Genomic DNA, 14,215 nt, shown 5'->3' on the forward strand with positions numbered 1-14,215 from the left:
CAATCAACACACAACCATGCACACAAAAAATAAAAAGTACATTGGCACACTATTGAGTTCTCAAACATCATCCGCACACCACAAAAAATTAACTTTCCGTTAACCTCTCGTTGGCGGCTCGTACAAACTTACTCAACTCATTGAACTCTGTCAAATCATCGTACCAAGCCCGTACAAAATTCGCAAAGAAGTAACCTCCCGGCTACCTCGCGGCGACTCGGATTAATGTAGTCCACCACAACCACACAACACAAACCCGCAGGACAACCCAGGTTCTTCTAGTGATAGCAAGCAATCTTTCCGTCTGGACCATCGATGACTCGGACCGGGGTGTTGAAGATGGACGTCAAAATGTCATCGCGAATGATGTCATCCACTGATCCAAATTCAACGATGCGGCCTTCTTTGCACGCACAGATGTAGTCGGCATACCGGGCTGCGAAGTTTATGTCATGCAGCACCACAACAATGGTCCGCCCAAGAGATTGCGCAGCGTCTTTGAGATGTCGCATCATCTCTACAGAATGAGCAATATCCAGATTGTTGAGCGGCTCGTCTAATAGGACGTATTCCGTCTCTTGGCACAGGACCATCGCTACATACGCACGCTGACGTTGGCCTCCTGAAAGCTCATCAAGATACCGGTGCTGCAATTCTTCTAGGTGGAAGAAAGCTATGTATGTGGAAATTACTTCCTCGTCATGCGGCGTTAGTCGACCTTTGGTGTAGGGAAAGCGGCCAAAGCCAATCAATTGCCGCACAGTCAGCTTGGTGACGAAGTGATTTTCTTGCCGCAGAATGGACACCACTTTTGCTAACTCCGCGGATTTCGTGGATTGGACGTCCTGTCCGGCGACTTCGATCGTGCCCTCGTCCATGGCCAATAGACGGCCAATCATGGTGAGCATGGTGGATTTGCCAGCTCCATTGGGGCCAATCAAGGCGGTAATTCCGCCTTTCGGGATCCGCAGGTTGAGCGGACCAATAGCCACTTCCCCAGAGTAGCGTTTGGATACGTTCTTTACTTCGATCACAGTCGCCCCTTTCGCAAGATGATAAAGAGAAATGCACAGCCGCCCACGAGCTCAATGATGATGGACACCACGCCTTGAGCGTCGAACACGTGCCGCATAAGGAAGTAGGCGGCGGTAAGCAGCAAGAAAGCCAGGCCAATGGCCATCGGGAAAATGAAACGGTGGTCATAGGTATCGGTGAACTGATAAGCCAACGTGGCAACCAAAAATCCCAGGAAGGTCATGGGTCCTACCAAGGCGGTTGTCGTGGCCATCAAGAGGGACACCAAAATCAAGGTATAGATTGCATGGCCTTTGTGGTTTACTCCCAAATTCGTACTGACATCGTTGCCTAGGGAAATCGCGTTCAAGGTACGCGCATTGAGTAGCAAGAGCGTTGCCACGATCGCAACGATGGGAATGACGATGGGATAGTAGTCTGATTCCGCGTTGTTGATGGAGCCGAATAGGCGCGCGGTGAGCACGTCAAACTCGCTCGGCGTAAGAATTCGCTGCATAAACGTAGATAGGGAGCCCAAGCCTCCACCGATAACCACACCGACCAGCAGCATGGCGTGCATATTGTGCGTGTTATTGGTCAGTAGCCACGAGTACAGCACCAAGGACAGCCCCACCATGAGCGCCATTTGGAATAGGAATGTGGGGAGTGTGCGGGCGTCGTTAAGCCCTGCTGCTCCAAGGAAGAAGATGGTCGCAGTATTGATCGCTACATACAATGACTCAAAGCCCATGATGGATGGGGTAAGAATCCGGTTATTCGTCACAGTGTGAAAAGCCACCGTAGCCATCGCCTGGCACACCGCCACAATTGCCATAGCGATGAGCGCGTCCGCACGGCGCTGCGCAATGAGCCAGAATTTGCGCGATCCGAACTGCATCGGATTGTCGTATGCCAACCAGGCGAAGGCAAAGGCCAAGGCCAGCGCCCATACGCAGGCTAGAGTGAGCCAATACCTTTTCCGCGAAAGCTTAGCGTGCACGAGTGGACCTCACGATCATCACGATGAAAACAGCTGCACCCAGCACCCCAAGAATCACTGAAACTGGCATCTCAAACGGTGCGATAATGATGCGGCCTACTAAGTCGCACACGGTCACGATGCCTATGCCCAAGAGGCAGACCCACGGCAGGTTAGAGCGCAGGTCATCCCCACGCACCATCGACACCGCATTAGGCACGATGAGCCCCAAGAATGGCAAAGAGCCAACGACGACAGTGACAACACCGGTGGCCACGGCAATCAAGCTCGTGCCCAGCAAGAGCATGCGGTTGTAGTTGAGCCCAATGTTGGTGGCGATATCTTCACCCAAGCCAATAACCGTAAGCCGGTCGGCATAAATAAATACGGCGGCAAGGACCACTAACACCAGCCAGAGAACTTCATATTGCCCCTTGTACACAGAGGTAAAAGAGCCCATAAACCAAATTCCCAGCTGCTGCAGCATATCGGCCTGCAGGGCAAAGAAGCTGGAGACTGCAGAAATCACAGCTCCCACCATGATGCCGACGATGGGCACGATGAGCGAGGAGCGCAAGGTCACGCGGCGCAGAAAGAGGAAGAACACAATGGTGCCGATGAAAGAAAAGGCTACGGCTCCCATCATCTTGACCAGAATTGACGCGGTCGGAGCGATCCACAAGACGAAGAGCAGGCCAAGGCCCGCCCACTCAGTGGTTCCCGTGGTAGAAGGTTCTACAAAGCGATTCTGGGTCAACAATTGCATGACCAGCCCGCTCATGGCCATTGCGGCACCAGCGAGAACGAGCGCTATGGTTCGCGGAAGCCGAGTGATGCCGAACATGGCTGCACCGTCCTCGGCGCCGAAGACGTCGTACTGCCCCAATAACAAGGAGGCAGCGAGCAGGGCACAAACACTCAGCACTGCAAGGCCGAGCTTCCAATCCCACAGCGTAGGACGCGTGGTAGTTTCCATCTTTCTCCTCTAGCAGACAAAGGCCGGAGGGCCCCTCCCCTCCGGCCTTGGCGTGCGCGCTGGCTAATTCTTTTCGAAGGCCTCCGCCATCGCGTTCAGCGTTTCCGTGTAGGTGATGATGTTTTCGTTGGTGTAGGTGTCCTGCGGAGCGGTAACGATGTGGCCTTCTTTGACCGCGGTCACGTTCTTCAGCGCGGAGGAGTCTTCTACAAGCTTTTGACCTAGGGTATATCCTTCTTCATCCTTGGCTATGGCGCCATCGCGATCCATGACGAGGATATAGTCCGGGTTGGATTTGGCGATCGCCTCCACCGAAATATCGTCACCCTCGTGGTCATCGCTGGCATTGTCTACCTCGAGCGCTGGGGTCATACCGATTAGATCAAAGAGTGGCCCATAGAAGCGTCCCTTACCTGGGGCAATGTAGTTAATCTCCCCGCCAGAGGTATTTACTGCCATGATCTTCTTGTTCGGATCATAGGCCTTTTTGGCGCGTTCCAAGGCAGCATTGAAGTCATCGACCAGGGCTTTGGCGTCCTCCTCGTGTCCAAAAACTTTGCCCATCGCCTCTGTCTGGCGGATTAGCTCTTTCGCCATATCCTCGCCGTCCCGTGGGGTGAAGTCCACCACTGGGGTTCCATCAACGAGGGATTCCAGATCATCTTGATACTGGCTGAAGCGCTGACCGTTAACCACAATATCTGGCTCTGCAGCCACCAATGCTTCCAAGTCTGGTTCGCGGTGGGAGCCTAGGTTGGCCTCGACGCTGTCCTCATTGATGCCTTTGGAAAGGGTATCCGGCACCAAATCGAGAGGAGCAGCCACGATATTGACACCCCAATCTGACAGAATCTCGAAGGCACGGTTATCAGTTACAGCTACGCGCTCATACGGAGGATGAAGTTCCTGTTCCCCGTTATTGTCCTGCAACGTGAGCGCGCTTGCCGACGCCCCCTTTTCCTCCTCCACTGCTCCATCTTCTGCGGGACTGCAGGCAGTCACTGCCAAAGAAGCGGCGATAACCGCAGCAACAAGGGAGCGTTGAATATTCTTCACGATGAATTCCTTTTGAACGGAGAAACAAATACCCGCCTAACTTAACTTAGGTTCCCCTTAATTATCAATGGTTAGGTTCACCTTACCCCCAACAAAACGGCAAAAAGGCTGATGCGGACGAGGCTAAAACGAGAAAAAGACCCCCGATTTCTCGGGGGCCTATCGGTGGAGCTGCCGGGAATTGAACCCGGGTCCTTCGTCACCTTGCCAGGGCTTCTCCGTGCGCAGTCCGCACAGAATCTCTGCTCGGCCCTCCGGATCGGGCGAACACGTCCGGATGATGGGCCCAGTCACCAGTAAGAGTCCCGACTGGCCCTGATGACCCGGCCAGCCGGCTAGTTCCTTAGTCGATGCCAGGTTCTAGGTCAGGAACGAAACCTAGGCTGACAGACACGCGTCGCTGTAATTAGGCAGCGAGGGCGTAGTCACGCTGAGAGTTCTTCTCTGCGTTTATTGGTTGCTACGACGCTTATACGGTGGTCGTTAGCCTGCACCGGCACGCTTCCCCTGGCGCAGTGCACGAAGTCGAAACCAAATCAACCCCATGCTGTAGGGACGGGATAGTGCATCTTCCCTACGGTTCGTTCAACACTACCCCACCCGCTTTTATTTCCTCAAGTGCTCCTCTAACCACTCCTTGAGGACGACCGCATGGTTGACCGTGCGGTTGGCGGCGGCGAAGAGGAGGGTGGCGTCGGAAAGCGCACGCAATTGGGCAAGCTCGTCGGAATCGTTGTCATCGAGCTCAGCCTTGTAGCGGCAGGCAAACTCGTCGAAGCTATCCTCGTCGTGGTTCCACCACTTGCGCAGCTCGGGGCTCGGCGTGACGTCCTTGAACCACTCGTCGTAGGCCACGTCACTCTTGGCGACACCCCGGGGCCACATCCGATCCACCAGCACCCCAGTGCCATGGACGGTGTCCTCGCCCTTGACTACGTCATGAACCTTTGCCGTCTTAAACATTGATTCCCTTCACGCGGCGGCCGAGCTCGCGGGAAATTTCGCGGTCTTGGTCGCGACGCTTAATATCCTCGCGCTTGTCATAGTCCTGCTTACCTTGGGCCAGCGCGAGCGAAAGCTTGGCGTAGCCATTCTTGAGGTAGACCTTGAGCGGGACCAAGGTCTTATTGCCGTTGCGCACCTGACCGTAGAGCTTGTCGATTTCGCGGCGGTGCAGCAAAAGCTTGCGGGTGCGCCGCGGGCTGTGATTCGTCCACGAGCCCATGGAGTATTCCGGAATGTGCAGGTTACGCAGGTACACCTCGCCATCGTCGATGGTGGCGAAGGCATCATTGAGCGAGATTTTGCCCTCCCGCAGGGATTTGATCTCGGTGCCGAGCAGGACGATGCCACACTCGATTTCCTCGAGGATCTTGTAATCATGCCGGGCCCGGCGGTTGGTAGCGAGCGTTGCTTCGCCGGACGCCGCCTTCTTATTCTTCTTGCCCTTCTTAGCCATAATTATGGCAGTGTAGTGCCCTTTTGGCTGCCCCAGCAAACGGGCTATTTGCGCACATAGGACCGCAGGGTGATATGTGCCGTGACGGCGGTGACCACCAACGCCAGCAAGCCCACGAGAGGCAGGGCAATCCAGAGGTCGCCGGATTTCATGGGGGCAAGCAGCTGGGATTCATACAGGCCTTGCAGGGATGGGTCCACCACTTGGGATTTGCCCAGGAAGATTCCGGCACCACCCAAGACCACGCCGATGAGCGAGGCCAGCACGGCTTCCACCACGAACGGCGCCTGCGTCATCCACCGGCTCGCGCCCACCATGCGCATGATCTCCGTTTCGCGAGTGCGGTGGAATGCGGCAATTTGCACCATATTAGCCACCAAGAAGATGGCCGCCACAGACATCACGATGGCCAGGATGAAGGTGGCATTGCGAATGGAGTCGAGGTTGCTAGCGGCATTGCGCACCTCTTGCTGCTGGTCGACGACATCCTCTACCGCCGGATTATCCCTAATCGCATCGATCGCAGAAGCGTCTTCTGGATCCTTCAGGCGCACGTGGAACGCTGCCGGCAGTGCGTCGGGCGAGGTTTGTTCCACCATGATGGGATCGGTGTCTTGGAAAAGCTCCTTGAACCGCTCATAGGATTCCGCGCGGTTGCGGTACTCCACGGACTCGACGGAATCATCCGCGTCGAGCTGCTTCTTGAGATCCGCGCAGGCAGGAGCTGCGCAATCCGGGTCGCCGGCGGAAATGTCCTCGTTGAGCTGGACCATGACCTCAACGCGGTCGAGATAGATCTCCTTCGTGTCCTTGGTCAGGTTGGTCACCATGATGCCGGCGACAACGAGGCCTACGGCAATAGCGGTGGTGATGATCATGGCGATGGTCATGGTCAGGTTGCGGCCAAGACCCTTGGTGGCCTCGCGGAAAATAAAACCTAGCTTCATGCTTCCCCCTCGTACATCGCCTCGTGCTCATCGCGCACGAGGACTCCATTGCGCAGCTCCAGCACACGCCTGCGTGCCCTATTGACGGCGCGAGCGTTGTGGGTGGACATGACCACGGTGGTGCCACGGCGGTTGATGCCCAGCAGCAAGTCCATGATCTCGTCGGCGGTGGAAGGATCGAGGTTGCCCGTGGGTTCGTCGGCAAGCAGCAGCTTCGGCCGATTGACCACCGCGCGGGCAATGGCCACGCGCTGCTGCTCGCCACCGGAGAGCTCATGCGGATAAGCATCGCGGCGATCCTCTAGGCCCACCAGGTCCAAGACCTGCGGGACCGAGGTGGAGATGCGGTACTTACTCTTGCCAATAACCTCGAGCGCAAAGGCCACGTTTTGATATACCGTCAGCTTGGGAAGCAGGCGGAAGTCCTGGAATACATAGCCAATGGACTGGCGCAGCGCGTTGATCTGCTTGCCTGAAAGCTCATTGACGTGGAAATCATCGAAATAAATATCGCCCTTGGTCACGTTGCTATAGCGCACCATAAGCTCCAGGAAGGTGGACTTACCGGAGCCGGACGGACCAATAAGGAAGGCGAATTCGCCATCCGCAATCTCGAAGGACACCCCGTCGAGCGCTGGGCGAGACTCGGCGGAGTAAGCCTTAGTCACGTTGTCGAATCTAATCACGCGAATCACTGTAGCAACTAAAGTTGACACCACGCTGTGAACTGTATTTAAGTAATGTGGTCTAAGACACTAATTTGTTCCGACCCAATCGACAGAAAGTGCCGATACAATGGCCGAAACCGAAACTAAAGAAAAACCACGTTCTGCAAGCGGCTTCCTGGGCACTGTAGAAAAGATTGGCAATAAGCTACCGGATCCATTCTGGCTCTTCGTCATCCTCGCAGCCATCGTCGCTGTGACCTCTTGGCTAGGACACCTCATCGGCATGACCGCAGAGGATCCCAAAACCGGCGAAACCATCGAAGTGGAATCCCTGCTGACCACCGAGAATATCTCGCGCATGGTTACTGATGCAGTGGAGAACTTCACCAGCTTCCCACCGCTCGGCGTCATCCTTGCCGTGATGCTCGGCGTGGCCGTGGCGGAGCAGTCTGGACTGCTTTCCGCGTTGGTGCGCGCGATGGTGACCAAGGTCAGCGCCAAGATGCTGACCTTCGTGGTGGCGCTGGCCGGTGTGACCGGCTCTGTGGCCTCTGATGCCATCTACGTCATCCTGATCCCGCTGGGCGCAATGGCCTTCCACGCCGTGGGCCGCTCCCCCATCGTGGGCGCGATGGTGGCCTTCGCAGCATCGTCTGCCGGCTTCAATGCCTCGCTGATTCTCAATATCACCGACCTCCTGCTGGCGGGAATTTCTACCCCGGCCGCACAGTTTGTGGACCCAGAATATGAGGTCAGCCCGCTGGCCAATATCTTCTTTGTCATCCCTTCCGCCGTGGTGCTCTCGCTCATCATTACCGCGGTCACGGAATTCCTCATGGTCAAAAAGGCCCGCGAGCTCGTGGACCACGACCACATTAATTATGAAGAGGTATCTTTCTCCAAGGCCGCCGGTGGTGCCACCGCGGACACAGAAGAGGATGAGGAGTACGACTTCACCGATGATGAAGAGGCAATGCGCATCAAGCCCAACGAGCAGCGTGGCCTGATCGCTTCCGGCATCGCGCTCGTGCTCTTCCTTGCCGCCTTCTTTGCCTTGCTATTTATTCCCGGCTCCCCGCTGGCGAGCCAAGGGGATAGCTTCATGGAATCGCCTCTGATTAGCGCCATCGCGGTGCCGATTGCCCTGGCTTTCTTGGTATGCGGCATTGTCTACGGCTTGGCAGCTGGCACCGTGAAGTCAGCTGCTGATGTGCCGGAGTTTATGGCCAAGGGCATCGAGACCCTCGTTCCCATGCTGGTCCTCTTCTTCGCCGTCGCCCAGTTCCTCGCCTGGTTCGAGTGGTCCAACCTCGGCGTATGGACCGCCATCAAGGGCTCCGAGCTGCTCCAGCACTGGTCCCTGCCGCCGCTAGTCATGTTTGCGGCATTGGTGGCCATGGTTGCACTGCTCAACCTCTTCATCACCTCCGGTTCCGCCCAGTGGGCCCTGATGGCCCCGGTCATCGTGCCGATGATGATGTATGTGGGCGTCTCACCGGAGGTCTCCCAGATGCTCTTCCGTATCGGTGACTCTCCGACGAATATCATCACCCCAATGTCGCCCTATTTCGCCTTGGCGTTGACCTTCCTGCAGCGCTATTACAAGCCAGCAGGCGTGGGTACTTTGATGTCACTGGCGCTGCCCTATTCCCTCTGCATGCTCGTGGGTTGGTTCATCTTCTTCGTCATCTGGTATCTCATCGGCATCCCGCTGGGACCGGGCGCGCCGATGGACTACGCGGGTTAGGTCCATATAGATCAGGCCGAACTGAGGAATTTCTCCCCTCAGTTCGGCCTTTTCGCGTTCAATTCAGCCCGATCAGTCTGGACCTAATCTTGGACTTCTTGTTGCTGCATGCGCCAGCGGATACCGGATTCAAGAAAGCCATCGATATCGCCATCGAGCACCTTGGAGGGATCGCCCACCTCAAAATTGGTGCGCAGGTCTTTAACCATCTGATACGGGTGCAGCACGTAGGAGCGCATCTGGTTGCCCCAGGAGGCGTTACCTCCGGCACCCAAAGCATCGAGCTCAGCTTGTTCCTCCTGACGCTTGCGCTCCAGTAGCTTTGCCTGCAGCACGCGCATGGCCGAAGCTTTATTTTGAATCTGCGACTTTTCGTTCTGGCAGGTCACCACAATGCCGGTGGGAATGTGAGTCAGGCGCACCGCCGAGTCGGTGGTATTGACGGACTGGCCGCCCGGACCAGAAGAACGATAGACATCGACGCGCACCTCTGAATCCGGCACCTCAATCGAGTCAGTCTGCTCCACCACCGGAAGCACCTCTACCTCGGCGAAGGAGGTCTGGCGCCGCCCTTGATTATCAAAGGGCGAGATGCGCACCAGGCGGTGCGCTCCCTGCTCCACGGAAAGCTGGCCGTACATGTATTCACCGTGGACGACAAAGGTCGCGGACTTGATGCCGGCCTCCTCTGCATAGGAAATGTCATAGACGTCAACCTTGTGGCCGTGCTTTTCTGCCCAGCGCGTGTACATGCGCATGAGCATCTCAGCCCAGTCGGCCGCGTCCACACCGCCGGCGCCGGAGCGGATATTGATAACCGCCTCACGCGGGTCATATTCACCAGAAAGCATGGTGGTGACCTCCAGCGCTTCGATGGCCGACTCCAGGGAACCAAGCTCATCATCCGCCAAGGAGGTATCGCCCTCTTCTTCCGCGAGTTCGTACATCACGGGCATATCCTCTAAGCGCCCGCGCAGCGATTCCAGCTTGCGGACCTTAGCCTGCGCTGCGGAAAGCTCGGAGGTGACTTGTTGCGCGTGGGCGGGGTCGTCCCACAAGGACGGGTCTCCGGCCTGGGCCTCTAGTTCCCGAGTGCGGGCAGCCAAAGCCTCCGGGTCCATAACCTTCTCAATGGTGGTCAGGGTGGTTTCCAATTGCTTGAGCCGTGCTGTTACTTCGGGACGCATAGGCCCCTATCCTACCCACCCGGACTGCATAATTAGCCATCGGCCGCGTTTAGGGTGACAATGGTGGGCATGGATCAAAAGCCGAGCTTGCAGGAGATGATCGACGCGGTCATCAAGACCTTCATTGTCGCGCACGCGGATGACGGGGATGCGCACCTAGCGCAGGCCCTTGTCTATAACGCCGGCCGCCTGGCCTGGCGCTTGCGCGAGATGGGCGTCGACGTAGAGCACAAGACTTCTATCTCGGATGTTGTTACGGATGCGGACAGGGCGGCCGAGCGCTTCGTTGCGGGCGTGCTCGAGGCCGTACGCCCAGAAGACGGCATCCTCGGCGAAGAGGGTGCGGCCCGCGAGTCCCAGTCCGGCCGCACCTGGGTCATTGACCCGGTCGATGGCACCTACAACTTCTCTTCCGGCTCCGATTATTGGTGCTCTGCCCTCGCGCTTACCGACGCCACGGGGATCATCCTCGGCGCCGTCCACCGCCCCGCCATGGGCTATACCTGGTTCGGCGGCCGGGACTACCCCACTTCCCTCGACGGGAAAGAAGTGGCACGTCTGGAGGAAAAGCCGGCCGAGCAGATTTCGCTATCCACGTATCTGCACCCAACCTCGCTGGTGGATGCGGATATCCGCGGGACATGGCAGCGCGTGGCGGAAAACTTTGCTACAGTCCGTATGCTCGGTGCCGGTTCTGTCGATCTGTCCTCCGTGGCCGATGGCACATGGGGCGCATGGATGCAGCATTCGGTGGCGGATTGGGATTGGTTCCCCGGCAAAGCCCTCGTGGAGGCGGCCGGCGGTGCTGCCCGCAAGGTAGAAGCCGGCGGCGTCGAATGGTGCCTCGCTGGAAATAAACAGGTAGTGGATCAGATGGAGGATTGGCTCCGTGGGTAAGTTCAAAGAAGACTTGGGCCTCGCGCTCGAGCTGGCGGGCCATGCCGATGTAGTGACCATGCATCGTTTCGAGGCCTCGGACCTTTCCGTCAAGGAAAAGCCAGATATGTCTCCCGTATCGGATGCGGATCTCACCTGTGAGAAGCATATCCGCGAATCCCTCAAGCGCTCCCGCCCGCGCGATGAAGTGCTGGGTGAGGAATATGGCGGCGAGGCCTGCTATAAGGGCCGCCAGTGGGTCATCGATCCCATCGACGGCACCAAGAACTTCGTGCGTGGCGTCCCCGTATGGGCCACGCTCATCTCCCTTTTGGAAGATGGCGAACCGGTAGTCTCGGTAGTTTCCGCACCCGCCCTGCGCCGCCGTTGGTACGCAGCCAAGGGCGCTGGTGCCTTCCGCGTTTTCGGCGGCGAGCCGAAGCGCTTGAGCGTATCCCACGTGGAAAAGCTTGCCGATTCTTCGCTGGCCATGAGCTCGCTGACCGGTTGGGCCGAACGCGGCCTGCGCGATCAGTTCCTCGCGCTCACGGACAAGACCTGGCGCCTGCGCGGCTATGGTGATTTCTGGTCCTATTGCCTCGTGGCCGAAGGCGCGGTAGACATCGCCGCCGAACCCGAGGTGTCCTTGTGGGACCTCGCTGCGCCCTCCCTCATCGTGACCGAGGCCGGCGGCACGTTCACGGATCTGGACGGAAACCCCGGCCCCCACGGCGGATCCGGCGTCGCTTCCAACGGCCTGCTCCACAAGCACGCCCTAGCGGCACTGCAACGCTAGGGATTTCTCTGCAGCTGGAGCAGGACTGGACCGCGGTGCTTCGCCGCCGCTCCGGAACACCCACCCGCCTGCGCGCAACTCCCGCAGCCACCGCTAGGGCACGCGGTGAGCGATTCGCACACTAGCTCCTTACTGCGCTCGAGATGGGCAAGGATCACTGCAACGGTCCCCTGCCCCAGTCCGGTAGTTTTCGCGATCTCGGCAGGATTGGTATTTCCCCGCCTAATCGCCTCCTTCACCTTCTCCGTCGGGCTCATAGGAAAACCTTGAGAACTTGGAATACACCCACCGCGAGGATCCAGGCGGTGGCGAGCTGGAGGGCAAAACCGATAAGCGTCCACTTCCAACCTATTTCTCGCCGCTGTGCGGCCACCGTGGCCACGCACGGGGTATAGGCCAGAAGGAAGACCATATACGCCCACACCGCAGCCAGCCCGTGCCCACCTGAGGCCGCATCGAAGTCGGCGCGAATATGGCTAGCCAACGGGGATTCGGCCTGCGCTTCAGGGGCATCATCGGTGACGTCTTCTACCGCATACGTCTGAGCCCAAGTGGAAATGAGCGTCTCCTTCGCCACGAACCCGGTGACAAGCGGCCCGGTGAGGGACCAAGAATCAAACCCAGCAGGTGCAAAGACCGGGGACATCGCTTTAGACACCGCACCGTAGGCGGAATCTTGCGGCGGTACCGCCTCTTCGTTGAAGGAGTGCCCACCAGTGACCGGAATAGACATCAACAACCAGATGACCACGACCGTAGCCACAATGATGCCTCCGGCGGTGTGCAAAAATCCTTTGAGTCTTACCCACATGACCGACACGGTGAGTTTCAACGTAGGCAACTGATAAGCCGGAAGGTCGATAACGAGGGCTTCGGACGGCATGGCCCGCCATACCGTGCGGCGCAAGGCGAGGCCTACCAACACCACGAGGGCGATAGACAGCAGGTACATCGCGAATACCGCAGAACCAGCATGACCGGGGAAAAACACCTGCGCCAGCATCATGAACACGATGAGTCGCGCCGAACAGGAGGTGAAGGGGATAAGCAGGCAGGTGAGGATGCGATGGCGGACGTCGCCAAGCACGCGCGTTGCCGAGATCGCCGGCACATTGCAGCCATAGCCCACCACGATGGGGATAAAGGCCTTGCCCGGCAGGCCAATGGCGCGCATAACGCGGTCAGTGACCACCGCCGCGCGCGCCATATAACCGGAATCCTCCAGCACGGCTAGACACAGGAACATCAGGGCCAACAGCGGCGCGAAGGTCAGCACCATGCCCACACCACCGATGAGCCCATCTACCAGCAGGCCCGTTACCAGCCAATGGTCTGGGAGGATGCTGCGCGCTGCATCGGATACAGGGCCGGTAATGAACGCCTCCAATCCGTCCTGCAGCGGCCCCGCAACCGTAGTGGTGATAAAGAAGACCGCCCACATCACCGCCAGAAATAGAATCGGGCCGAGCACTGGGTGCAGCACCACGCGGTCCACGCGCTGGCTAAGTGGCTCCCCCACATTTTCATGGCTGACTGCAACTTTCTCGGCCGCATCCAAATCCGCAAAGCGTTGGTCCACATCGGCGTTGGGCCGGATAGTCTGTGGCTCCGTCTGCATTGCTTTTGCAACGGCACCCTCCAGCGCATCGAGGTTTTCTCGGCGGCGACCATTGACGCTGACCACCGGCATGCCCACGGCGCGCGATAGCGCGGAGGTATCGATGCTAATGCCCTGCTGCTTGGCGACGTCCTCTTTGGTCACCCCCACCACCACTCGATACGGGTATTCCGCAATTTGGAATGCGAGGTTAAGCCCTCGCGCCGGCGCAGTGGCATCCACCAACACCACAACCACATCTGGGCGCTCACACGGCGGGCACTCAACGAGCATATCTCGGGTGAATTCCTCGTCCGGACTCATTGGATCCAAGGAATAAGCACCGGGCAGATCGATGATGTCGAAGGCCTCTGGCTGCGCATTCCACAAACCACGGCTGACTTCTACGGAGGTACCCGGCCAGTTGCCGGTCTGGACCTTCGCTCCGGTCAACGCGTTGAACAAGGTAGATTTGCCGGAATTTGGAGTCCCGACCAAGGCGAGGACAGGCGTTCCCTCCGCGGCGATACGCATGGAGGATGCGGAGTGACAGCTTGGCGCTGCGGTTTTGCGTGCCATTATGCCGCCACCGGGATGACTTCCAGCTGGCCGAGCGTAGCTGCATCCACCGCGTACCGGGCGGTACCCACGGTGACCAGGCGCGCCCCGCCGGCCACCTTGCGTCCGATCTGCACGCGCACCCCTGGACGGAAGCCCAGCTCACGCATACGCAGCGCCAACGCCGGCTGCGACTCAATCGCATGCCGCAGGCAGCATTCAGGTAGTTCTACCAATGCGTCCACTGGGGCTTGATCGGCACGCATACATTCGGACCTTTCGCAGGTCTGGTGGGTACGGGTGCGGGACGACAAGGACAGCTGAAACATCGCGCGGTTACCTCGGTTCTCTCTGA

The 14,215-nt window shown here is 58.2% G+C and carries 14 protein-coding genes and 1 other RNA gene; 3 read left to right on the forward strand and 12 right to left on the reverse strand.

The genetic code is table 11. The features are described 5' to 3' along the window. Positions 1-278 precede the first annotated feature (278 nt). The 9 genes from QP909_RS07090 to ftsE all read right to left on the reverse strand — a co-directional run bounded on the left by QP909_RS07090 (position 279) and on the right by ftsE (position 7,117). Positions 279-1,034 (reverse strand): iron ABC transporter ATP-binding protein, encoded by a 756-nt coding sequence (locus QP909_RS07090; protein WP_284766699.1) that lies wholly within the window; start codon positions 1,032-1,034, stop codon positions 279-281. Further along, the gene (locus tag QP909_RS07095) at positions 1,031-2,014 is read right to left on the reverse strand and encodes an iron chelate uptake ABC transporter family permease subunit (protein ID WP_284766700.1); all 984 of its coding nucleotides are present in this window, start codon (positions 2,012-2,014) and stop codon (positions 1,031-1,033) included. Before QP909_RS07095 ends, QP909_RS07090 begins: the two co-directional genes overlap by 4 nt. Then, on the reverse strand, positions 2,004-2,969 hold the full coding sequence (locus QP909_RS07100; protein WP_284766701.1) for an ABC transporter permease: 966 nt from the start codon (positions 2,967-2,969) through the stop codon (positions 2,004-2,006). The genes QP909_RS07095 and QP909_RS07100 overlap by 11 nt, the downstream gene beginning before the upstream one ends. A gap of 63 nt (positions 2,970-3,032) precedes the next feature. Further along, entirely contained in the window at positions 3,033-4,028 is a 996-nt protein-coding gene (locus QP909_RS07105) for a siderophore ABC transporter substrate-binding protein (protein WP_284766809.1), read from the reverse strand. A gap of 160 nt (positions 4,029-4,188) precedes the next feature. Then, positions 4,189-4,569: a transfer-messenger RNA gene (gene ssrA, locus QP909_RS07110) on the reverse strand. A 62-nt stretch (positions 4,570-4,631) separates the two neighbouring features. After that, positions 4,632-4,988, reverse strand: coding sequence for a DUF488 domain-containing protein (locus tag QP909_RS07115; RefSeq protein WP_284766702.1), 357 nt, complete (start codon positions 4,986-4,988; stop codon positions 4,632-4,634). Next, positions 4,981-5,484: an SsrA-binding protein SmpB gene (smpB, locus tag QP909_RS07120; RefSeq protein ID WP_239282793.1), complete on the reverse strand. Its 504-nt coding sequence runs from the start codon at positions 5,482-5,484 to the stop codon at positions 4,981-4,983. Before smpB ends, QP909_RS07115 begins: the two co-directional genes overlap by 8 nt. A 44-nt stretch (positions 5,485-5,528) precedes the next feature. Further along, positions 5,529-6,431, reverse strand: coding sequence for a permease-like cell division protein FtsX (ftsX, locus tag QP909_RS07125; RefSeq protein WP_284766703.1), 903 nt, complete (start codon positions 6,429-6,431; stop codon positions 5,529-5,531). After that, positions 6,428-7,117: a cell division ATP-binding protein FtsE gene (gene ftsE, locus QP909_RS07130; protein ID WP_284766704.1), complete on the reverse strand. Its 690-nt coding sequence runs from the start codon at positions 7,115-7,117 to the stop codon at positions 6,428-6,430. The genes ftsX and ftsE overlap by 4 nt, the downstream gene beginning before the upstream one ends. 109 nt (positions 7,118-7,226) lie before the next feature. Between ftsE and QP909_RS07135 the strand changes: the two genes are divergently transcribed. After that, complete coding sequence (locus tag QP909_RS07135; protein ID WP_284766705.1) at positions 7,227-8,846, forward strand: AbgT family transporter; 1,620 nt, start codon at positions 7,227-7,229, stop codon at positions 8,844-8,846. Positions 8,847-8,929: 83 nt separating this feature from the next. On the opposite strand, the gene prfB is transcribed toward QP909_RS07135, so the two are convergent. Next, a complete protein-coding gene (gene prfB / locus QP909_RS07140; RefSeq protein WP_284766706.1) occupies positions 8,930-10,033 on the reverse strand; it encodes a peptide chain release factor 2 in 1,104 nt (367 codons plus the stop codon). 60 nt (positions 10,034-10,093) lie between these two features. Here prfB and QP909_RS07145 point away from each other — a divergent pair, with 60 nt between their 5' ends. Together QP909_RS07145 and hisN are read left to right on the forward strand one after the other, a co-directional pair. Then, positions 10,094-10,930: an inositol monophosphatase family protein gene (locus QP909_RS07145; protein WP_284766707.1), complete on the forward strand. Its 837-nt coding sequence runs from the start codon at positions 10,094-10,096 to the stop codon at positions 10,928-10,930. Then, a complete protein-coding gene (hisN, locus tag QP909_RS07150; RefSeq protein ID WP_284766708.1) occupies positions 10,923-11,705 on the forward strand; it encodes a histidinol-phosphatase in 783 nt (260 codons plus the stop codon). Before QP909_RS07145 ends, hisN begins: the two co-directional genes overlap by 8 nt. A 253-nt stretch (positions 11,706-11,958) precedes the next feature. Here the strand turns inward: hisN and feoB are convergent, their stop codons facing one another. Continuing rightward, positions 11,959-13,881: a ferrous iron transport protein B gene (gene feoB / locus QP909_RS07155; protein ID WP_284766709.1), complete on the reverse strand. Its 1,923-nt coding sequence runs from the start codon at positions 13,879-13,881 to the stop codon at positions 11,959-11,961. Further along, positions 13,881-14,126: a FeoA domain-containing protein gene (locus QP909_RS07160; RefSeq protein ID WP_225745784.1), complete on the reverse strand. Its 246-nt coding sequence runs from the start codon at positions 14,124-14,126 to the stop codon at positions 13,881-13,883. Before QP909_RS07160 ends, feoB begins: the two co-directional genes overlap by 1 nt. Positions 14,127-14,215: the final 89 nt, after the last annotated feature.

This window comes from Corynebacterium sp. MSK195, assembly GCF_030228885.1.
Lineage (GTDB): Bacteria > Actinomycetota > Actinomycetes > Mycobacteriales > Mycobacteriaceae > Corynebacterium.